The 19814-nt window shown below is 71.4% G+C and carries 16 protein-coding genes; 4 read left to right on the top strand and 12 right to left on the bottom strand.

Annotated features, from left to right (window positions below):
* Positions 1–78 precede the first annotated feature (78 nt).
* Positions 79–831 carry an NAD(P)H-hydrate epimerase gene (locus SOM13_RS12750; protein ID WP_320479935.1) on the bottom strand — a complete coding sequence of 251 codons (753 nt, stop codon included), beginning with the start codon at positions 829–831 and terminating at the stop codon, positions 79–81.
* A 108-nt stretch (positions 832–939) separates the two neighbouring features.
* On the opposite strand from SOM13_RS12750, the gene SOM13_RS12745 reads away from it, so the two are divergent.
* Positions 940–1737: an alpha/beta fold hydrolase gene (locus tag SOM13_RS12745; protein WP_192058969.1), complete on the top strand. Its 798-nt coding sequence runs from the start codon at positions 940–942 to the stop codon at positions 1735–1737.
* 134 nt (positions 1738–1871) lie between these two features.
* Positions 1872–3461: a flavin monoamine oxidase family protein gene (locus tag SOM13_RS12740; RefSeq protein WP_320479934.1), complete on the top strand. Its 1590-nt coding sequence runs from the start codon at positions 1872–1874 to the stop codon at positions 3459–3461.
* Here SOM13_RS12740 and SOM13_RS12735 read toward each other — a convergent pair.
* Positions 3350–4189 (bottom strand): Pr6Pr family membrane protein, encoded by an 840-nt coding sequence (locus SOM13_RS12735; RefSeq protein ID WP_320479933.1) that lies wholly within the window; start codon positions 4187–4189, stop codon positions 3350–3352. The genes SOM13_RS12740 and SOM13_RS12735 overlap by 112 nt on opposite strands.
* 120 nt (positions 4190–4309) lie before the next feature.
* Positions 4310–5146: an aldo/keto reductase gene (locus SOM13_RS12730; RefSeq protein WP_243215774.1), complete on the bottom strand. Its 837-nt coding sequence runs from the start codon at positions 5144–5146 to the stop codon at positions 4310–4312.
* A 315-nt stretch (positions 5147–5461) separates the two neighbouring features.
* On the opposite strand from SOM13_RS12730, the gene SOM13_RS12725 reads away from it, so the two are divergent.
* Positions 5462–5743 (top strand): hypothetical protein, encoded by a 282-nt coding sequence (locus SOM13_RS12725; protein ID WP_192058979.1) that lies wholly within the window; start codon positions 5462–5464, stop codon positions 5741–5743.
* Positions 5744–5885: 142 nt separating this feature from the next.
* Here SOM13_RS12725 and SOM13_RS12720 read toward each other — a convergent pair whose 3' ends face one another.
* The 8 genes from SOM13_RS12720 to chvE form a co-directional block, all read right to left on the bottom strand.
* Complete coding sequence (locus tag SOM13_RS12720; RefSeq protein ID WP_320479932.1) at positions 5886–6587, bottom strand: endonuclease/exonuclease/phosphatase family protein; 702 nt, start codon at positions 6585–6587, stop codon at positions 5886–5888.
* 159 nt (positions 6588–6746) lie between these two features.
* Positions 6747–9911, bottom strand: a complete 3165-nt coding sequence (locus tag SOM13_RS12715; RefSeq protein ID WP_320479931.1) for a S8 family serine peptidase — start codon at positions 9909–9911, stop codon at positions 6747–6749.
* Positions 9912–10087: 176 nt separating this feature from the next.
* The gene (locus tag SOM13_RS12710) at positions 10088–11167 is read right to left on the bottom strand and encodes a helix-turn-helix transcriptional regulator (RefSeq protein WP_192058983.1); all 1080 of its coding nucleotides are present in this window, start codon (positions 11165–11167) and stop codon (positions 10088–10090) included.
* A 78-nt stretch (positions 11168–11245) separates the two neighbouring features.
* Positions 11246–12256, bottom strand: coding sequence for an LLM class flavin-dependent oxidoreductase (locus tag SOM13_RS12705; protein ID WP_192058985.1), 1011 nt, complete (start codon positions 12254–12256; stop codon positions 11246–11248).
* Entirely contained in the window at positions 12253–13290 is a 1038-nt protein-coding gene (locus SOM13_RS12700; protein WP_192058987.1) for a LacI family DNA-binding transcriptional regulator, read from the bottom strand. Before SOM13_RS12700 ends, SOM13_RS12705 begins: the two co-directional genes overlap by 4 nt.
* A 105-nt stretch (positions 13291–13395) precedes the next feature.
* A complete protein-coding gene (mmsB, locus tag SOM13_RS12695) occupies positions 13396–14664 on the bottom strand; it encodes a multiple monosaccharide ABC transporter permease (RefSeq protein WP_192058989.1) in 1269 nt (422 codons plus the stop codon).
* A complete protein-coding gene (gene mmsA / locus SOM13_RS12690; protein WP_197981772.1) occupies positions 14651–16180 on the bottom strand; it encodes a multiple monosaccharide ABC transporter ATP-binding protein in 1530 nt (509 codons plus the stop codon). The genes mmsB and mmsA overlap by 14 nt, the downstream gene beginning before the upstream one ends.
* A 115-nt stretch (positions 16181–16295) precedes the next feature.
* A complete protein-coding gene (chvE, locus tag SOM13_RS12685; protein ID WP_192058994.1) occupies positions 16296–17423 on the bottom strand; it encodes a multiple monosaccharide ABC transporter substrate-binding protein in 1128 nt (375 codons plus the stop codon).
* A 483-nt stretch (positions 17424–17906) separates the two neighbouring features.
* Here chvE and SOM13_RS12680 point away from each other — a divergent pair, with 483 nt between their 5' ends.
* Positions 17907–18218 (top strand): hypothetical protein, encoded by a 312-nt coding sequence (locus SOM13_RS12680; protein WP_192058996.1) that lies wholly within the window; start codon positions 17907–17909, stop codon positions 18216–18218.
* An 18-nt stretch (positions 18219–18236) separates the two neighbouring features.
* On the opposite strand, the gene SOM13_RS12675 is transcribed toward SOM13_RS12680, so the two are convergent.
* Positions 18237–19778: an LCP family protein gene (locus SOM13_RS12675; RefSeq protein ID WP_320479930.1), complete on the bottom strand. Its 1542-nt coding sequence runs from the start codon at positions 19776–19778 to the stop codon at positions 18237–18239.
* Positions 19779–19814: the final 36 nt, after the last annotated feature.

The raw sequence follows: 19814 nt of genomic DNA, 5'->3' as shown, positions 1-19814 counted from the left end.
GGCGGGGGCGAGGCGCGGGCGGCGGGGCGCGGGCGGCGGGGCGCGGGGCGGGGCGGGAGCGGGCGGGGGCGCCGGGGGCTAGGGGGTGGAGAGCTCGGGGGCTCCGAGGCGGAGACCGATGTCGATCAGGACGACGCGGCCTGCGAGCATCGGTCCGCTGCCGCGAAGGAGCCCCGCCTTGCGTCCGCCGAAGGTGACGGTCACGTCCGCCGGCAGCACCAGCTCGGCCGATCCGTCGTCGGGATGGAGGCCGCTGGGGAGGTCGACCGCGACCACCAGCGGACGCCCCAGCACCGGCCCCGACGGCCCCGAGGGCCCCGGCCCACCAGCCCCCGGTCCCGCAGACCCCGCACCAGCCCCCTCCCCAACGGACCCCGCGCCCCCGCCCAGCGCCGCCACCACGCGCCGTGCGTCCCCTCGCAACCCGCCGCTGGCGCCCGTGCCCACCATCCCGTCGAGCACCACGTCGTACCCGCGCAGCAGCCCGGGCGCCGCCGCGGGGTCCGTCCAGGGGCCTAGCGCGTCGACCGTCGCGCCGGCGACCAGGGCGGCAGCGAGCCCCGCCTCGTGCAGTCGCGATCCCGTGGGCACCACGGTCACCACGCCCCCGGGCACGAACTCCTGCGCCAGCGATGCGCCGGCGTAGAGGGCGTCCCCGCCGTTGTCGCCGCTGCCGACGAGCAGCAGGATCCGCGGGGCCGAGGAGGCGCGCAGCAGCCCGGACACGACCCCCGCGAGTCCGTCGGCGGCCCGCTGCATGAGCGGCTCCCCGGCCTCGAGCAGCGGCTTCTCGGCGGCACGGATCTGGGCGGCGGTCCAGGCATCGGTCATGCCTCCACTCTGCCCCTCGCCGCACGCGAGGCGCCGACTCGCCGCACGCGAGGCGCCGACTCGCCGCACGCGAGGCGCCGACGCCCGCCCTGCTGCCAGACTGGACGGATGCGTGCTCAGGCGAACAACCCCGTCGACGGAACCGAGATCGCCTACGAGGTGGACGGCGACGGCCCTCCCCTGGTGCTGGTGCACGGCTCCGGCCTCTCGCGCGGCACCTGGCGCGGGCTCGGCTACCTGCGCGATCTGCAGCGCGACTTCACGGTGGTCGCCCTCGACATGCGGGGTCACGGCAAGAGCGGCAAGCCGCACGATCCCGCGTCGTACACGATGGACCTCCACCGCGGCGACGTCGAGGCCGTGCTCACCGCGACCGGGCTCGAGCCGGCGCACTACGTCGGCTACTCGTTCGGCGCCCGGATCGGCCTCTCGATCGCGGCCCACACTCCGCGGCTGCTGCGCACGCTGACGACGATCGGCGGCAGCTGGGCACCCATGAACGGCAACATCGGCGCCACCTTCGCCCCCGACTGGCACGAGGCGCTCACCACCGGCGGCATGGCCCGCTTCGTCGACCGGTGGGGCGAGACCATCGGCCGTCCGATCGACCCCGAGACCCGTCTCGCGTTCATGCAGGACGACCCCGAGGCGCTGGCCGCCTTCTTCACCGCGGCCGAGACCGGCGGCGGTCTGACCGTCGACCAGCTCGACTCGGTGACCGTGCCCACCCTCCTGCTCGCCGGCACCCGCGACGTCGACCGGCACCGCGAGTCGCAGGAGGCCGCACGCCGCATGCCGGCCGCCGCCTTCTACTCGCTCGTCGGCCAGGATCACGCGTCGTCGCTTCTCCCCGTCGATCAGGTCACCGACCTGCTCCGCACCTATCTCGAGGCCGTCGACGCCTGACCGGGGCCGAGGAGGCGCGGCGAGAGCAGCCGGGGAGGCGCGGCGCCGGCAGACGGTCCCGCCGAGGAGGCGCGGTGCCGGCACGCGGCACGGGGTGCGCGGACAGCGTGCCGGGCTGCGAGAATGACGGGACCATGGGCATCAGTCGTCGCGCGTTCCTGACGGGCTCGCTCTCGGGCGCCGCGGTGCTCGTGCTCGCCGCCTGCACCCCCGACGCGCCCTCCCCCGCGCCCACGAGCGGCGCTCCGACGCCGACCGTCGATCCGACGGTGCCCGCCGGTCTGGCCGCGGCCGGGTTCCTCCGGAGCTCGTGGGCCGACGACGCGCTGTCCGGCGGGTCGTCGAGCTACCTCGCCACCGGGTCGACGATCACCGACCGTCTGACGCTCGCCGGGTCGCTCGACGACCGCCTGTTCTTCGCCGGCGAGGCCGTCGCCTCCCGTAACGCCGGCACCGTCTACGGCGCGAGGGCCTCGGGCTTCGACGTCGCCGACGAGATCGCGACGGTCGCCTCCGAGGGCGAGCGCGTCATCGTGATCGGCGCGGGCATCGCCGGGGCCACCGCCGCCCGCGCCCTGGCCGACCGGGGCTTCGACGTCGTGGTCGTCGAGGCCCGCGACCGGATCGGGGGCCGCATCCACACGGTCACCGACGACGACTGGCCCTTCGCCGTCGAGCTCGGCGTGTCGACCCTGTTCGGCGAGGCGGCTCCGGCGCTCGTCGGCGCGCTCGCCCTCGCGGGGGTCGACACCGTCCGCCTCCGCGAGACCGGCACCGGCACCGCCCAGCTCGATGCCCGTACCGCCGACGGAACGCCCACCGATCTGACGCAGGCCGTCGCGACGGCCCTGAGCACCGCCGTGTCCTGGGCCGAGAGCACCGACGGCCCCGACAGCGGCGCGACCGGCGGTGGAACAGGCGGCGGCAGCAGCACGGGCGCAGGTCGCTCCGCCCGTCAGGTCTTCGCCGAGTCCGGTGCCGACCGGGTCTCGACCACGCCCGATGCGACCGGGGTCTCCGACGCCGATCGTGTCGCGTTCCTCCTCGACCGCATCGTGCCCGCCCGGTACGGCGCCGAGGCCGGCGAGCTCGCGATGACGCAGGTCGGCGACGATCTGCTGCCTCTCGACGCGACCCTGGTCACCGGTGGCCTCGAGACGTTCGTCACGGGTCTGCTCGACGGCCTCGACGTGCTGCGCGGCAGCACCGTCGCCCGCATCCAGTACGGCGACCAGGGGGTGGGGCTCCGGCTCGCCACCGGAGAATCGCTGTCGGCCGACCGGGTCGTCTCGACCCTGCCGCTGGGTGTGCTCAAGCAGGGCGCCGTCGAGTTCGAGCCCGCCCTGCCCGCGGCCTACGCGTCGGCGATCGAGTCGCTCGGCATGGGCGACCAGGAGGTCCTCTGGCTGCGCTTCGACCAGGCCTTCTGGTCGACCGAGGCGACCGTCTGGGCCGTGCTCGACGACACGGCGAGCGACCGCCTGTTCGTCAACCTGCTGCCGGCGACCGGCGAGCCCGTCCTCGTCTCGCTGACCGGCGGCGACGCCGGTCGGGCCACGGCCGCGCTCGACGACGACGAGGCGGTCACCGCCGCCCTCGCATCGCTGGCGCCCTACCTCGACCTCGTGTCGGCCTCGCCCGCACCCGGCGAGACCGGCGCACCAGGCGAGACCGGCTCACCAGACGAGACCCCGGCATCCGGCGAGGCGACCCCCGGCAGCTGAGTCGCGACCGACGGGCGGCCACCGACCGGCCTGCGCCGCGCCTCCGGCGAGAGACCGGCCCCGACCCTGATCGACGGGATCCGAGGAGGCGCGCCCGGCACCGCGGGCCGGTTCCGCCGACGAAGACGGCTGAGTGCGACGAGCCCCACCGTCACACCGATGATGGTGCCGATGGCGATGCCGTTGTAGAGCACGAACTCGTCGGGCCAGCGCACCTGCGCGGGGTCGAGGAAGAAGTACGGGTACCAGCCGACCCGCGCACCGCGCCAGATCGTGAAGAGCCCCCAGACGATCGGGAACGGCAGCGCGGCGAGCACGAGGCGCCAGCGCACGCGCGTCCGCCCGGGAGCGAAGACCCAGTCGATCAGCACGAAGGTGGACAGGTAGAAGTGCAGCACCTGACTGGACCAGGGGACGCCGATCGTGTAGTTGTGACTGGCCGACTCGATGACGATCACGCCGTAGACCAGTCCCGACACGATCACGTACGTCGTCACGAGCGCGTGCAGCGAGGCGAACCACCGCGGCTCTGGCACCCCTCTGAGCATCAGCACACCCGAGACGGTCAGCACCACGACGTTGGCGATGTTGCTCTGCTGCGTGAAGTAGCTGAAGTAGTTGATGGTGCTGAAGGTGCTGAACCCGAGCACGTAGACGAAGTACGAGACGAGGGCCGAGAGCCCCGCGGCGGCGGCGGCCAGCCGGAGCACGCCCACGAGTCGTCGCACGTCGTCACACACTCCCAGGCCGTCGTCTCGAAAGGACCGAGCGTACTAGCGCCCCATGACAGAGGCCGGGCCGCCGCGCGAGATGCGCGGCGGCCCGGCCGGAGTCTCAGCAGGGGCTGCTTACGGGATGTAGTTGAACTCGTCGGGGTTCGGGCCCGTGCGCTCGTCCTTGTTCAGGGCCGTGATGGCCGTGACGTCGGCGTCGGTCAGCTCGAAGTCGAACAGGTCGAAGTTCTCTTCGACGCGCGAGCGGGTGACCGACTTCGGGAACACGATGTCGCCGCGCTGGATGTGCCAGCGCAGCGTGACCTGCGCGGTGGACTTGCCGACGCGCTCGGCGATCTCGGTGATGGTCTCGTCCTTCAGGACGCCGCCCTGGGCGATGGGCGACCATGCCTCGGTGTGGATGCCCTTCGAGACGCCGAACTCGCGGAGCGCGTCCTGTGTGAGGTAGGGGTGCACCTCGATCTGGTTGACGACCGGCACGACCGAACCCTCGGCGAGGACGCGCTCGAGGTGCGGCTGCTGGAAGTTCGAGACGCCGATCGACTTGGCGCGGCCGCTGGCGTAGATCTCCTCCATGGCCTTCCAGGTCTCGATGTAGTCGACGTCGATGCCGGGCAGGGGCCAGTGGATGAGGAACAGGTCGACGTAGTCCTGCTTGAGGGCGTCGAGGGTGCCGTCGAACGCCTTCAGCGCGTCGTCGCGCTTGTGGAAGCCGTTGTTGAGCTTCGAGGTGACGAAGATGTCGCTGCGGTCGAGACCGCTCTCGGCGATGGCCTCGCCGACGCCGGCCTCGTTGCCGTACATCTCGGCGGTGTCGATGTGGCGGTAGCCGACCTCGAAGGCGGTGAGCGTCGCGTCCTTCGTCTCGGCCGGGTCGACCTGGTAGACGCCGAACCCGAGCTGGGGGATCTGGATTCCGTTGTTCAGAGTGATGGTGGGGATCGTGGTCATGTCATAAGCCAACCACCGGGGCGGCTCGATGCTTCCAAGAAAGCCCCTGGTGCCTGTACCCCGGGTGTGTTACTGTCATGAGTCGCTTGGAACGGATCCTCTCTGATCGTTCCCGGAACAGCTCTGGCCGAGTCCACACCGTCCTCCTGATCCGAACAGCCCGACGACACCATCGGAGCCACCCCTCACGGGTGCTCACTCCTCCGATCGTCGTGACACGGGCCCGACCGGACACCGTCCGCACCGCCGTCGCATCACGACGGCCCACGCAAGCCGAGACGCTGCGTGCCGTAGAGCACATCGAAAGAACCGAACATGAAGAGCACCATCACCACCATCACGGGCACGGTCACGACCGTCCCGACCCTGACCACCGCCCGCCTCGTCGAGTTCGTCGTCGTCGACGCCCGCGGCGCCGAGTTCGCCGTCCGCGCCTGGAGCGACGTCGTGACCGACGCCGTCCGCGTCGGCGCCACCGTCACGGTCTCCGGCACCGAGGGCTGGGTCATCCCCGGTCGCAGCTGGCGCCGCGAGCCGAGCCGCACCATCGTGCAGGCCTACTCGGTCGACACGGCGGCACTGCTGCTCGCCGCCTGACCCCGCAGCCGGCGACCCCGGCACCCGGCCCGCCCCGCGGCGGCCGACACGCACGCACCGCCCGACCGGCTCAGCCGATCGGGCGGTTCTGCGTCGTCCGCGACTCGGACGACCGCCCGCGACTCGGAGGGTCGTCCGCGACTCAGGCGGTCGCGAGACCCTGCGCCCGCACCAGGATCGGCCGGTGGTCGGAGATGCCGGCCGGCAGCGTGACGATGTCGTCGATGGTGAGGCCGATGCTCGTCGCGAAGTCGAAGTGGCCCTTGACGTACCGGTAGCCGAGGTAGGTCGGCGTGTCGCTGCGGGTCAGGATGAAGCCGTCGCGCTCGATCCGCTTGCGCAGCCCCTGGTGGAACCACGGGTAGTTGAAGTCGCCCACCATCAGCATGGGCGCCCGCGGCGCCAGCGCCCGCATGAGTTCGTGCGCCGACGAGACCTGCTTGCGGCGCAGCCCGTTCGTGGCGGTCAGCGGAGCGGCGTGGAACGACCCGACCAGCACGTCGGTCTTCGACACGCGGTCGGCGAGGTGCATCGCCAGCAACCGCTCGTGGGCGGGCGACATGACCCGGTCGTGCATCGACTTCTTCAGGGCGTACACCTGCGAGCCGTGCAGCTCGAAGCGGTCGGGGCGGTAGTACGCCGCGAGTCCGAGCCGGTTGTTGCGCGTCGACGTCGCCAGCACGAGGTCGCCCAGCCGGTCGGGGATGTCGTTCGTGTCGGCCTCCTGCAGGCAGAGCACGTCGGCTCGGTGGTCGCGCGCCAGGCTTTCGATCTCGCCCTTCGCCGTGTGCTCGCGGAGGTTGTAGCTGATCACGCGCATCGAGTTGCCGTCTTCTTCTTTCACGGGGACCGAACCTAGCCCACCGATGTTTCGACGACGTGCAGGTTCGGCACGATATTCGCTCCGGGGACGGCAGGAGGCGGTCCGCACCCTCTCTCGGAAGGTGCGGACCGCCTCCTGGTCACCGTCCGCGACCGGTTCTCGGCGCGGGCTGCCTCAGGCTCAGCGCCAGCGCGGCCACCAGTGGTGGATCAGATCGCCGATGGCGTTCCAGATCCAGTCGATGATCGCCCCGAGGTTCCATCCGCCGCCGGGCGTGCCGGGCTCGGTGGGCGGCTCCTCGGGCTCGGGCTCGGCGCCCGAGGCGACGGTCACGTAGGTGACGGTGCCCGTGTCGCCGTACGAGACCCGACCCAGGTAGCTGGCGTCGTAGTCGAGACCGGACCACGAGGTCGTGACCGTGGTGGTCTCGCCGAGCGCCGCCTCGATCGACGCGGGGTCGACGGAGAAGTCGCCGACGGCCTGGGCCGGATCGAGCAGATACGACGTCAGCGAGTAGCCGAGATCGCCGGCCCCCGAGTAGAAGTCGATCATCAGCACGTAGGAGCCCGCCTCGGGCGCCTCGACGTCGAGCTGCTCGTCGGCCGATCCCGTCGCCGCGTAGTCGACCAGCGTGTCGGGCTCGCCCGCCGCATCGGCCGAGTAGAGCAGCAGGTCGAGGTCGGCGGTGTCGTCTGCGGAGTCGAGCACGAACCGGCCGTGCGTCGTGCCCTCGGCGATCGTCAGCGGCACGAGGGCGGGATCGCCGCCCGCGGTGCCCGAGCCGGTCGCGACGGCGCCCTTGGCGAGCCCCTCCGCAGCCAGCGGCAGCGACAGCGCGTCGCCGGCCGTGACGTCGAGCGAGGCCTCGCCCGTCGCGCCCTCGCCGGCCAGCTCGGACGCGACGTCGAGCTGCACGGGGCGGACGGCCAGGGGGCTCCGCACGTCGTGCGTGCCGTCGCTCCAGGTCAGGTAGCCGGTGGCGAACTCGTCGAGCGGCGCCGTCGTGCGGGTGAACTCGACCGTGTACTCCTTCTTCTCGCCGGCCGCGGCGAAGTCCAGCGTCGCGGGCGACACCTCGACCGAGACGCCGGGCATCTCGACCGGGGCGACGCTGTAGCTGCCCGCCTCGGTCGCCGTCACCGTGCGGGTGACCGTCGCGGTGCCCGCCAGCGAGCCGACGCTGATCGAGGGGAGGTTCATCGACGAGTCGGTGCCCTCGACCGTGTCGATCGAGTCGACGTAGGCCTGCCACTGCTCGGGGCCGTTCTCGTAGAGCAGACCCGGCTCGAGGAACCTCGTCGGGTCGACGTGACCCGCACCCTGGGCGAAGACGTCGCGACTCGGCTGACCGTCGGGTCCGACGAGGTCGTACGCGGTGGTCATCATGGCCGACTTGACCTCGTCGGGCGACCAGTCGGGGTGCGCGGTCGCCGAGAGGTAGAGCGCGGCGAGACCGGCGATGTGCGGCGACGACATCGACGTGCCCGACAGGAACTCGTACGAGCCCGCCTCGCCCGCGGCGTTGGCCCCGTCGGCGAGGATCGCGACGCCGGGCGCCGAGATGTCGGGCTTGAGCAGGTTGCCGCCGTCGGCCGTCACCGGACCGCGCGACGAGAAGCCGGCGATCTGGGGCGTCGCGGGCTCGGGCAGACCCTCGGGGTTGCCGTCGAGCAGCGTCACCGTGGCGCCCGCGGTGGCCGCGTAGGCGTGCAGCGCGGTGTAGCCCTCGGCGTCGACGTGGACCGTCGGGATGACGTGCTCGTCGAGGTCGACGGAGCTCGAGGTCTTGTTGACCAGCAGCATCCCGATGCCGCCGACCCGGTCGACCTCGGCGCTCTTGTCGGTGCGGCCGACCACTCCGCGGTCGCAGAGGACCACGGCGTCGTCGGGCACGAGCGCGGCGTCGAGCGTGCCCGGCGTGCAGAGCAGGGCGTCGGCGGTCGACGCCGAGGCCAGCTTCACCGCCTGCGAGTCGACGAGCGTGCCGGTCAGGCCCTCGTCGCCGACGGGCACGGTGATCGAGCCGCCCAGGTACGAGGTGCCGTCGCCCGTGCGGGCGGTGGCGGAGTAGCTCGGGATGGTGCTCGCGGCCACCGTGGTGATCCACGGCGCGGCGTTGTCGGCCGTCGTCTCGGACGGGCCGTCGTTGCCGGCCGAGGCGGCGACGAAGACGCCGGCGGAGGCCGCGCCGAGGAACGCCTGATCGGTCGCCGAGTAGGTGCTGGTCGCGCCGCCCCCGCCGATCGAGTAGTTGATGACGTCGACGCCGTCGGTGACCGCCGCCTCGATGGCGGCGATCAGGTCGAGGGTGGCGCAGCCGTCGTCTTCGGTCGAGACGCGGTCGGGGCCGTCCCAGCAGACCTTGTAGGCGGCGATCTTCGCTGCGGGGGCGACACCCGAGATCGTGCCGAAGTCGCGACCGGCGACCTGGGCCTCGACGTCGGCGTTGCCGGCCGCGGTGCTCGCCGTGTGCGAGCCGTGGCCGTTGCCGTCGCGGGGAGAGAGGTACTCGCCCTGCTCCTCGGTGCCGATGTTGCCGACGCCGAAGCCGTCGACGAAGTAGCGCGCGCCGATCAGCTTCGTGTTGCAGTCGGCCGCGGTGAACTGCACGCCGGTCTGGCAGACGCCCCGGAAGGTCCCGCCGTCGCCGCGCGGGAAGACCGTCGACGAGCCCTCTAGGTGCGGCTCGGTGGCGCTCGCCTCGCCGAGCGGGTCGCCCGCGAACGAGGCGTTGCCCGCGGCGATGCCGGAGTCGATGATGCCGACGACGACCCCGTCGCCGGCGGCGTCCCGGCCGCCGAGGGAGTCCCAGACGCCGCCCGCGCCCTGGGCGTCGCCGAGACCGAGGAACTCGGTCGAGGGCGTGGCCTGCAGCTTCAGCAGCTCGTTCTTCGAGACGGCGGCGACCGACGGGTCGCTCGCGAGCGACCGGGCCTGGTCGGCCGTGAGGTCGGCGGCGAACGCGTTCGTCGTGACCGAGTAGTGGGCGTCGACCGAGGCTCCGACCGCCGCGGCGACGTCCGCCTGGGTCTCCTCGAGGTGGTCGCTGTACTTCTGCACCGGAGCGGCGCGCGCGTCGAGCCGGGTGCCCTCGGGGGTGGCCGTCGCGGGGAGCCCCGCCGTGCCTCCCTCGTAGGTGGCCGCCGCGGGCTCGCGGAGGGTCACGATGTACTTGCCCGCCGAGAACGACGTGTCGCCGACGACGGCCGGACCCTCGGCGGCGAGGGCCGACGTCGCGGGGAGCGCGACGACTCCCCCGGCGACGAGTGCGGTCGCGAAGAGCCCGGAGGCGAGCAGCGCGGCGAGAGGGGCTTTCGGCCGACGAGGGCCGGATGGAGTGATCACGGGTGCCTTCCGACGCTGTCGCCCCCATGGCGAAGTCGTCGAGTAAGAGTTACCTGAGAATTCATCTGACCCTCAAGCGGGGGTGGTGGCCGAAAGCTGCCACTGGCCGCGCGAGGCCGCATTGTTAACCTGCCGTGACCCGTTCGGGGGACACCGTGTCCGCCACGTGGCCGACGTCAGAGCCAGCCCCGACGTGCGGCCTCGACCCCCGCATGGAACCTGTTGGTCACCCCGAGTTCGCCGAACAGGTCATGCACGCGGCGCCGCACGGTGCGCACCGAGAGACCGAGCCGCTGGGCGACGACCTCGTCGGTGGCGCCGGCGGCCATCAGGGCGATCAGGTCGCGCTCTTCGAGACTCGGCCCGCGGCGCGGCGACGCGGCGGCATCCGTCGGGCGGCTCTCGTCGGCGACCCGGGCGGCGATCAGCGACCAGTCGGGCGACCCCGAGCCCCCTCCCCCGGCGCCCGCGGTGGCGGACCGGTCGACGGGCACGGGCACCGCGGCACGCCAGCGCTGCTCGAACAGCTCGACGAGAGCCGCGACGAGAGCCGGCGACTCGGTGACCAGCGCCTCCGGGGCGGCGGGGTCGTGACCGAGCGAGACGAGGGCGATCCGCTCGTCGGCGACGGCGAGCTTGACGGGGAGCGAGTCGGTCAGCCGCGCCTCCTCGCCGTGACCGCCCAGGCGGTGGACGCCCTGCCAGCGTCCGTCGGCCGCGAAGCTGTCCATCGTGTAGACGGCCCGCCAGCGGACGCCCCGTGCGAGTGCGGTGCGCTCGGTGCCCTCGTTGCCGACGACGACGTAGGGCGGCCGGTCGAACGCGACGAACGACCGGGTCGCGGTCAGCTCGAGTCGCGTGTACCGGTCGCCGATGGCGGCCGCGCCGACCAGCGTGCGGGTGACCGCCGACGGGTCGGCCCGGCGACGCGTCTCGTCGAACAGCTCGGCCAGGACGCCCGTGGAGGCGCGGGCCGAGGCGAGCGCATCGGCCCGCCTCGCGACGAGGGCCGGCACCGAGACCCGGGGGTCGACCGCCGCCCAGCGCGCCGACGCGGTGACGCCCGGCGCGCTCTCGTGCACGAGCCCCAGCGCCCGGAGCCGCTGGAGACCGGCCTCGACCGCCGCCTGCTCGAGGTGCGGCAGCCCGGCCCCGAGGGCGTCGACGCCGACGCCGTCGGACTCGGCGAGGACGACCTCGTACACCTCGGCGGCGACCGCGTCGACGCCGAGCGCCGAGAGCTCGGGCAGACTCATGCGCTCGACCCTAGCCGCGCCCGCGCCCGCCTCTGCACCCGCCGACGGAGCCCGGTGCAGCGCCGCGAGGCGCGCGGCCTACGCGGCGGGGGTGAGCCGCATCGCGTCGGCGAGCAGCGCGACCGACCGGAGCCGCGCCTCCTTCGACGACCCGGCGTGGGCCACGATCAGCTCGTCGGCCTGCGCGGTGCGGGCGAACTGCTCCATGTACTCGCGCGCCTCGGAGGGGGTGCCGACCGCGGTGTAGGTCGTCATCGACAGCACGTGCTGCCCCACCGGGGTGCGCAGCAGGTGATCGAGCTCGGCGTCGTCGAACTCGCGGGCGACGTCGATCTGACCGCTCTGACGCAGCAGCATCAGCAGGCGCTGACGCTTGACGACGGCGAACTGCGCGTCGGCGTCGTCGGAGTCGTCGGCGACCACGGCGTTCACGGCCGCGATCACATAGGGCTCGGCCAGCTGCTCGGACGGCTGGAACTCGCGACGGTAGGCGGTCACGGCGTCGATCAGGTCGTTCGGCGCGAAGTGCGAGGCGAACGCGTAGGGCAGACCGAGCGCGGCGGCGAGCTTCGCCCCGAACAGCGACGAGCCGAGGATGTACAGCGGCACGTTGGTGCCGCCGCCGGGCACCGCCTGCACGCCGGCGATGCGCGACTCGCCGGCGAGGAACGCCTGGAGCTCGAGGATGTCCTGGGGGAACCGCTCGGACGACGCCGGGTCGCGGCGCAGCGCCCGGAACGTCGCCTGGTCGCTGCCCGGGGCCCGCCCGAGCCCGAGGTCGATACGACCCGGGTGCAGGGTCTCGAGCGTGCCGAACTGCTCGGCGATGGTCAGAGGCGAGTGGTTCGGCAGCATGACGCCGCCCGACCCGAGCCGGATGGTCTTCGTCTGGCTGGCGATGTGCGCGATCAGCACCGACGTGGCGCTCGACGCGATCGACGCCATGTTGTGGTGCTCGGCGTACCAGACCCGCCGGTAGCCGCTCGCCTCGGCCTGCTGTGCGAGCGCGACGGAGGCCGCGAAGCTGTCGCGCACCGTCTCTCCGGGGGCGACGGGGGCGAGGTCGAGGATCGAGAGGGGAATGCTCATGAGGGGGGCAACACCGAGGAGGCGCGGCGTATGCCCGAGGTCGGGGGCGCGGCCGTCGACCCCCGGACGACGAGCTCGGTCGGGAGGGACGCCACCGGGGTGGAGTCGCCGGCCAGCACCGCCTCGACCGTCGTCATGATGAGACGCCCGAGGGCCTCGAAGTCCTGCCGCACGGTCGTCAGCGACGGCAGGAAGTGCGCGGCCTCGGGGATGTCGTCGAAGCCGACGATGCTCACGTCGCCGGGTACCGACACCCCGGCCTCGGCGAAGGCGTGCACGAGGCCGAGCGCCATCTGGTCGTTGCCGCAGAACACGGCCGTCACCTCGCCGGCGGCGACGCGGTCGACGAGCTCGCGGCCGACGCGGTGCCCCGAGGCGGGGGTCCAGTCGCCGCGCAGCAGCACCGACGGGTCGAGTCCGAGCCGGGTGCAGGCTCCTCGCCAGCCGCGTTCGCGGTCGCGGCCGTCCATCCAGCCCTCGGGGCCGGCGACGTGCGCGATGCGGGTGTGGCCGAGCGCGGCGAGGTGCTCGACCGCCGACTCCGCGCCCGCCACCTGGTCGAGCGACACCGTGTGGTGGCCGGCCTCGGCCTCGCTGTCGGCGGTGACGAGCGGCACCGACACCTCGGCCCGGCGGAGCACCCGCAGCACCTCGGGGTCGGGGGCGATCAGCACGAGGGCGGCGACGTTCTGACCGAGCAGCGCGTCGAGGGCCTGCTGCATGCCCTTCCGGTCGGCGACGTCGAGGGTCGCCATCGACACCTGGTAGCCCGCGCGGCGTGCCGCACCGTTGAAGCCGTGCATGGTGCTCGACGGGCCGTAGTACGGGAACCCGGTGCTGATCAGGCCGATCGAGGTCGTCTTGCGGCTGGCGAGGGCCCGCGCGGCCAGACTCGGCCGGTAGTTCAGCTCGTCGACGGCGGCGTCGACCTTCGCCTTCGTGGCCGGTCGCACCGACGGGTCGCCGTTGACGACCCTCGAGACGGTCTGGTGCGAGACGCCGGCTGCTGCCGCGACGTCGAAGAGGGTTGCCACGTGATGATCCTAGGTCTGTTCGTTTCGCGGGTCGGACGGGCCCGGACGACGAGGAGGCGCGGCTCCCGTGATCGGGAACCGCGCCTCCTGAGGGGGTCGCTCTCGCTACTTGGTGGCCGAGGCGGCGCGACGCTTGTTGAAGACGTCGAACGCGACGGCGGCGAGCAGCACCAGGCCCTTGATGAGCGACTGGTACTCCGTGCCGACACCGAGGATCGACATGCCGTTGTTCAGGATGCCGATGATCAGACCGCCGACGATGGCGCCGGTGACGGTGCCGATGCCGCCGGTGACCGCCGCACCGCCGATGAAGACGGCGGCGATCGCGTCGAGCTCGAAGCCGTTGCCGGCGTTGCCGCTGGCCAGGTTCAGCTGACCGGTGAAGACCAGGCCGGCCAGAGCCGAGATGACGCCCATGTTGACGAACAGCAGGAACGTGACGCGCTTGGTCTTGATGCCCGACAGCTCGGCCGCGTGCAGGTTGCCGCCGATGGCGTAGACGTGGCGGCCGAAGACCGAGTTCTTCATGACCGTCGAGTAGACGACGACGAGGACGGCGAGGACCACGAGGACGATCGGGGTGCCCGAGTAGCTGGCGAGCAGGAACCCGATGTACATGACGAGCGCGACCGTGAAGACGAGCTTCGTGACGAACCACAGGAACGGCTCGTCCTCGAGCTGGTACTTGCGACGCGTGGCACGACCGCGGAGGCCCGTGCCGATCAGCGCGACCGCCGCGATGGCGCCTAGCACCAGGGTGAGCGGCTCGTAGCCGGTCGTGCCGAACGTCGGGAGGAACCCGGAGCCGATGTCGCGGAACCCCTGGGGGAACGGCGAGATCTGCTGCGTCTGCAGGGCGATCTGGGCGGCACCGCGGAAGGCGAGCATGCCCGCCAGGGTGACGATGAACGCCGGTATGCCGAAGTAGGCGATCCAGAACCCCTGCCAGGCGCCGACCAGGCCGCCGAGCACGAGGCAGAGCACCACGGCGACGGGCCAGGGCAGACCCCACTGCGTGATCATGACGCCGGCCATGGCGCCGGTGAAGGCCACGATTGACCCCACCGAGAGGTCGATGTGACCGGCGATGATGACCATCACCATGCCGATGGCGAGGATCAGGATGTAGCTGTTCTGGACGATCAGGTTCGAGACGTTGATCGGCGCCAGGGTGATGCCGTTGGTCGTGATCTGGAAGAACAGCACGATGACGATCAGCGCGATGAAGAGGCCGATCTGGCGCAGCTGGCCGCCGAGGTACGAGAACGCACCGACGATCGGGTTGCCACCGGAGCCGGACTGCGGCTGACGGGACGACGGCGACCCGCCGGTGGGCTTCGGGTCGGTGGCCTGGGTGGGGCTAGGCGCGCTCATTGACGGGGCTCTCTCGTTCGAGGGTCATGTACTTCAGGAGGAACTCGGGGGTCGCCTCGGCGATCGGCACGTCGGCCGTGATGCGCCCCTCCGAGAGGGTGTAGATGCGGTCGCAGATGCCGAGCAGCTCGGGCAGCTCGCTCGAGATGACGATCACTCCCTTGCCGGCGTCCGCGAGCTGGTTGATGATCGTGTAGATCTCGTACTTGGCGCCGACGTCGATGCCGCGCGTGGGTTCGTCGAGGATGAGCACGTCGGGGTCGGCGTACATCCACTTCGACAGCACGACCTTCTGCTGGTTGCCGCCCGAGAGCTTGCCCGTCACGGCCGCCACGTTCGGCGCCTTGATGTTCATGCTCTTGCGGTAGCGCTCGGCGACCGTGCTCTCTTCGGACCGGTTGACGAAACCCCAGTTCGCGAGTTTGCCGAGGGCCGAGCCCGAGACGTTGCGCGTGATGTCGTCGATCAGGTTGAGACCGTACTTCTTGCGGTCTTCGGTGGCGTAGGCGAGACCGGCCGCGATGGCCTTGCTCACCGTGTTGATCTTGATCGGCTCGCCGCGCTTGTAGACGGTGCCCGAGATGCCGGTGCCGTAGCTGTGGCCGAAGACGCTCATCGCGAGCTCGGTGCGACCCGCGCCCATCAGGCCCGCGATCCCGACGATCTCGCCGGCGCGCACGTTCAGGTTGGCCTGGTGGATGATCTCGCGGCTCGAGTCGAGCGGGTGGTGGACGGTCCAGTCCTCGATGCGCAGCAGCTCGTCGCCGATGGTCGACTCGTGCGACGGGTAGCGGCTCTCGAGGTCGCGGCCGACCATGCCCTTGATGATGCGGTCTTCGGAGACCTCACCGGCGTGCATGTCGAGGGTCTCGATGGTCTTGCCGTCGCGGATGATCGTGACCTTGTCGGCGATCTCCTTGATCTCGTTCAGCTTGTGACTGATGATGATCGAGGTGATGCCCTGGCCCTGCAGGCTCTTGATGAGGTCGAGCAGGTGGGCCGAGTCGTCGTCGTTCAGCGCCGCGGTCGGCTCGTCGAGGATCAGCAGCTTGACCTTCTTCGACAGCGCCTTGGCGATCTCGACCAGCTGCTGCTTGCCGACGCCGATGTCCGTCACCTTGGTGACCGGGTTGTCGCGGAGACCCACGCGGGCCAGCAGACCGGCCGCGTCGAGGTTTGTCTTGTTCCAGTCGATGAAGCCGCCCTTGGACTGCTCGTTGCCGAGGAAGATGTTCTCGGCGATCGACAGGAAGGGGCTGAGCGCCAGCTCCTGGTGGATGATGACGACGCCCGCGGCCTCGGAGTCGTTGATGTTCTTGAAGTCGACGGGCTGGCCGTCGAGCATGATCTGACCGTCGAAGGACCCTGACGGGTAGACCCCCGACAGCACCTTCATCAGCGTCGACTTGCCGGCGCCGTTCTCGCCGCAGATCGCGTGGACCTGGCCGCGCTCGACCTCCAGCGTGACGTTCTGCAGTGCCTTGACGCCGGGGAACGTCTTCGTGATGTCGCGCATCTCGAGGATCGTGTTCGCCACGTGTTCCTTCTTTCGTGCCTGGGGTGAGGTGGAGCGATGGAGCGCAGGAGGCGCGGTGCGGGTGCGCCGCGCCTCCTGCGTTCTCGGGAGGGACCTACTTCAGGTCGGCCTCGGTGAAGTAGCCGCTGTCGACGAGGACCTCCTTGTAGTTGTCCTCGGTGACGATGGTCGGCTGGAAGAGGAACGTCGGGACGACCTTCTCGCCGTTGTCGTACGTCTTGTCGTCGTTCGTCTCGGGGGTGTCGCCCTTGAGGAGGTCGTCGGCCATGATCACGGACTGGTCGGCGAGCTGACGGGTGTCCTTGTAGATGGTCGAGTACTGCTGACCGGCGATGATCGACTTGACCGAGGCGGCCTCGGCGTCCTGACCGGTGACGACGGGGAGGTCGGCGTCGGAGTAGCCGGCACCCTGCAGCGCCGAGATGATGCCGATCGAGATGCCGTCGTAGGGCGACAGCACGCCGTCGAGCTTGGTTCCGCCCGAGTAGGTCGAGGCGATCAGGTTCTGCATGCGGGCCTTGGCGGTCGCGGGGTCCCACTGCTGCGTGGCGGCCTGCGTGAACTGGTCCTGGCCGGAGCCGATGGTCAGCGAGCCGTCTTCGATGTAGGGCTTCAGGGTGTCCATCGCGCCGTTGAAGAAGAAGGTGGCGTTGTTGTCGTCGGGGCTGCCGGCGAAGACCTCGATGGTCTTCTTCTCGGCGCCGTCGATCTTGGCGCCGTCGGCGTCGGCGAGGCCGAGACCGGTCAGCAGGCTGGTCGCCTGGTCGACGCCCACCTTGTAGTTGTCGAACGACACGTAGTAGTCGACGTTCTCGTTGCCCGTCAGGAGGCGGTCGTACGAGATGACCTTGATGCCGGCCTTGGCGGCCGAGTCGAGCTGGTCGCTCAGCGAGCCGCCGTCGATCGAGGCGACGATGAGCACCTTGGCGCCCTTGGTGATCATGTTGCTGACCTGCTGGACCTGCTGGGGGATCTTATTGTCGGCGTACTCGAGGTCGACCTTGTAGCCCTTGTCCTCTAGGGCGCTCTTGACGGCGTCGCCGTCCTTGATCCAGCGCTCGGAGACCTTGGTGGGCATCGCGACGCCGACGAGGGCGCCCGAGTTGTCGCCGCCGCTGTCGCCGCTGCCGGCGTCGGCGCCGCGGCCGCCGCCCGAGCAGGCGGCCAGCGATGCGACGAGTCCGACGGCGACGATGCCGGAGAGGAGCTTCTTGTTCTTCACTGTGTGATTCCTTCGGTGTCCGTGTCATCTCGACGACGTCGTCGATGACGGTGGGAGGGGGTGGGTGACTCTGCGGACGGGTCTGAGTGACCGGTCACACGGGCAGGAGGGTGCGGGTGGCGAGACGAGGCGACGGGCGCCTCGGGTCGCTGCCGCCCCGGGATGCGGGGCGGGGAGGATGCGATGGCCGCGCGGGAGGCGGCCGACGTCAGCCGAGGAGGCGCGAGGACGTGCCGCGGGAGGGAGACGGGGATGAGACGGTCGCCGAAAGCGGTCGGCGACTCTCGTGTCGGGTGGTGATGCAGGTGTACACAGGTGACCTCTTCGTCAGGGACTGCTTCCAATGTGAGCGCTCACATCCGAGCGCTCGCCAATGATGCGCGCTGCGCAGGCGCGTGTCAAGTCGGCTGTCCCCCGGCGCGGTTAACACGCTCGCCACATGCCGTTCACGTCGCTGAGCGGAAGGCACGGCACAGTGTGCCCATGATCACCGCGACGGTCACCGTCCACACCGCGCACGACCCCGCGGGCCTGTTCTGGCTGTCGCGGCGGCTGCTGTCCGAGCATGTCGCGGCCAGGGTCGGCGAGGGTCAGTACCTCGTGCAGCTCGCCGACGCGGGCACCGTGCTGCTCACCGAGTCGACCGAGATGCTGCGGTTCGACATGGTGGTGCGAGACGAGCTCTCGGCACGCCGCACGCGACGTGCGCTCGAGGGCGCGTTGAACCGACTGTCGGCCGGCTCGGTCTCGGCGACGACGTGGCAGATCGACGCCGTCGCGCAGATGCCCGCCTAGCCGGAGCGGCGCCCGGAGTCAGTTGATGCAGGCGCCGGCCGCGTAGCTGGTGCCCACGGGGGACGGGCTGGGGGCGGGCTCGGGGGCGGTGGTCTCGGGGGTCTCGGGGGCGTCGGGGGCCGCGGTCTCAGCGGGAGTCTCGGGAGCGGGAGCGACTGCGGGGGCCTGCACGGTGACGCCGTCGGCGCCCAGCACGACCGTGACGCTCGTCACCTGACTGGAGGCCACGGCGACGGCACCCGGCAGGTACGCCGCGACGGCCTTCGCCTGGGCCTCCTGGCCGGCGGGGTAGTTGACGACCGTGGCCGCCGTCGACTCGGCCGAGGCCGGTGCCGCCGTGACGAAGCCCGCCGCGGCGAGCGCGTCGGTGGCCACGGTGGCGGCGCCGGTCACGCCGCTGGCGTTGGCCACGCTGACCGACACGTCGGCGGGAGCCGCCGCCGTCGCGTCGGTGTACGCCTGGGGCGGACCGACGAGACCCTGGATGAAGGCGGGCATGGCGCCCTCGTCGACCTCGACGACCGACAGCGCGCTGCCGCCGACGTAGACCGTGGGCGTCCCGAGGATCGGGATGGTGGCCGAGCGGACGTTCTCGGGACGGAGGTCTCTGACCTGGTTGGCGAGCTGCAGGAAGTTCAGCCCCGCGTCGGTCTCCATCGACGAGCTGACGGCGTCGAGCACGGAACCGAGCTTGGCGGGGTTCAGGAGGGTGCCGGCCGAGAGGATCTTGCGGGCCTCGACGCTGAGGAAGTACTGCTGGCGCACCTGCCGGTCGAGGTCGCCGCCGGGCAGCCCGTGCCGCTGCCGCACGAACGAGAGCGCCTGCTTGGCGTCGAGCGTGGAGACGCCGGCGGGCAGGTTCACCCCCGAGAAGCTGTCGACCGCCGCCTGGTTGAGGCACACATCGACCGGCCCGAGGGCGTCGACCACGCGGTAGAAGCCGATCAGCGACACCCGCACGTAGTGGTCCATGGTGAGCCCGGTGAGGTTCTGCACGGTCTGGATGAGCAGCTGGGCGCCGGCCGCATCGCTGCCGCCGCTCTGCTTGCCGAGCGAGAACGCGGCGTTCAGCTTGTTCTTGCCGTAGCCGGGGATGTCGACGTACGAGTCGCGGGGCATCGAGATCATGGTGGCGCTCGCGCCGTCGGCCGGGATGTGCAGCACGATCATCGTGTCGGTGTTGGTCGCCCCGCCGTCGGAGTCCGTGCTGAGCAGGGCGAGCTCTTCGGGGGTGGCGTTGTCGGGCCGGTGGTCGTCGCCGACCAGGAGGATGTTCTGGGCCACGCCGTCGACGTCGTCGCTGTCGTCGCTCCCGCCGCCGCCCGGAGAGGGGATGGCGTCGACGGTCGTGACCCCGCCCACGAAGCGGTTGTAGCTGTAGGCGGCGTACCCGCCGGTGAGGAGCAGCAGCGCCGCCATCACGCCCGCGACGGCGGGCAGCACCACCACTCGTCGGCGACGGGCCCTCGCGTGCCTGGGGGGCGTGCGCCCGTCCGTCGCGGCGGCGTCGCCGCCCTCGTGGGGCGCCGTCTCGTCGTATCGTCCGGGTCGTCTGCTCACACTCGATGGTAACCAGACGACCGGCGAGGGTTCCTG

This window comes from Frigoribacterium sp. CFBP9030 (genome assembly GCF_034045195.1).
Taxonomy (GTDB): domain Bacteria; phylum Actinomycetota; class Actinomycetes; order Actinomycetales; family Microbacteriaceae; genus Frigoribacterium.
Note: the sequence above shows the minus strand (reverse complement) of the source record. Positions and strands in the feature narration are given on the sequence as shown.

Excerpts from the sequence above, each read along its gene's own strand:
- SOM13_RS12750 (WP_320479935.1), bottom strand. The coding sequence starts at position 831 with ATGACCGATGCCTGGACCGCCGCCCAGATCCGTGCCGCCGAGAAGCCG.
- SOM13_RS12745 (WP_192058969.1), top strand. The coding sequence starts at position 940 with ATGCGTGCTCAGGCGAACAACCCCGTCGACGGAACCGAGATCGCCTAC.
- SOM13_RS12740 (WP_320479934.1), top strand. The coding sequence starts at position 1,872 with ATGGGCATCAGTCGTCGCGCGTTCCTGACGGGCTCGCTCTCGGGCGCC.
- SOM13_RS12730 (WP_243215774.1), bottom strand. The coding sequence starts at position 5,146 with ATGACCACGATCCCCACCATCACTCTGAACAACGGAATCCAGATCCCC.
- SOM13_RS12725 (WP_192058979.1), top strand. The coding sequence starts at position 5,462 with ATGAAGAGCACCATCACCACCATCACGGGCACGGTCACGACCGTCCCG.
- SOM13_RS12710 (WP_192058983.1), bottom strand. The coding sequence starts at position 11,167 with ATGAGTCTGCCCGAGCTCTCGGCGCTCGGCGTCGACGCGGTCGCCGCC.
- SOM13_RS12705 (WP_192058985.1), bottom strand. The coding sequence starts at position 12,256 with ATGAGCATTCCCCTCTCGATCCTCGACCTCGCCCCCGTCGCCCCCGGA.
- mmsB (WP_192058989.1), bottom strand. The coding sequence starts at position 14,664 with ATGAGCGCGCCTAGCCCCACCCAGGCCACCGACCCGAAGCCCACCGGC.
- mmsA (WP_197981772.1), bottom strand. The coding sequence starts at position 16,180 with ATGCGCGACATCACGAAGACGTTCCCCGGCGTCAAGGCACTGCAGAAC.
- SOM13_RS12680 (WP_192058996.1), top strand. The coding sequence starts at position 17,907 with ATGATCACCGCGACGGTCACCGTCCACACCGCGCACGACCCCGCGGGC.